The sequence below is a fragment of the Streptomyces carpinensis genome (assembly GCF_002154505.1).
Lineage (GTDB): Bacteria > Actinomycetota > Actinomycetes > Streptomycetales > Streptomycetaceae > Streptomyces > Streptomyces carpinensis.
The window spans coordinates 1-513 of sequence record NZ_MUBM01000746.1 but is presented as its reverse complement, the minus strand read 5'-3'; the positions used below and the strand labels follow the sequence as shown (position 1 = coordinate 513).

The following is a 513-nucleotide window of genomic DNA, read 5'->3' as shown; positions in this document are numbered from 1 at the left end:
CGAGAAGGCCGCGTTCGTCGGGAACTCGATGGGCGGGCAGACCTCGCTGCGCCTGGCCACCGAGCACCCCGACCGGATCTCGCACCTGATCACCATGGGCCCGCCGGTCGGGAGGATGCCCACTCTCTTCGGCGCCGGAGACGGCCCCTCGGAGGGCCTGAAGGTGCTCATCGAGGCCTATCGCGACGCGAGCCCGGAGAACATGCGCCGGCTTGTGGAGATCATGGTCTACGACAAGGCCCGTTTCGCCACCCCCGAGCTGTGCCAGGCACGCTCGCGGGCCGCACTCGCCCGCCCGGACCACCTGCGCAACTACGTCGACGGCCTTCCCAAGGGGGTGCCGCTGCCCACCTGGGTCAGGCCCGAACTGCTGCCGCAGATCCAGGTGCCGACGCTGCTCATCCACGGACGCGACGACCGCGTCGTCCCGTTCGAGAACTCGCTCTACCTGCTGGCGAACATCCCCGACAGCCGGCTGGTGCTGCTCAACCACTGCGGCCACTGGGCGATGAT

Annotated in this window: 1 protein-coding gene; it reads left to right on the top strand. The window is 69.4% G+C overall.

Annotated features, from left to right (window positions below):
* Window positions 1-28: 28 nt before the first annotated feature.
* Window positions 29-513, top strand: a 485-nt coding sequence (locus BZY54_RS48495; protein ID WP_244217730.1) for an alpha/beta fold hydrolase, incomplete at its 3' end; no start/stop codon positions are given.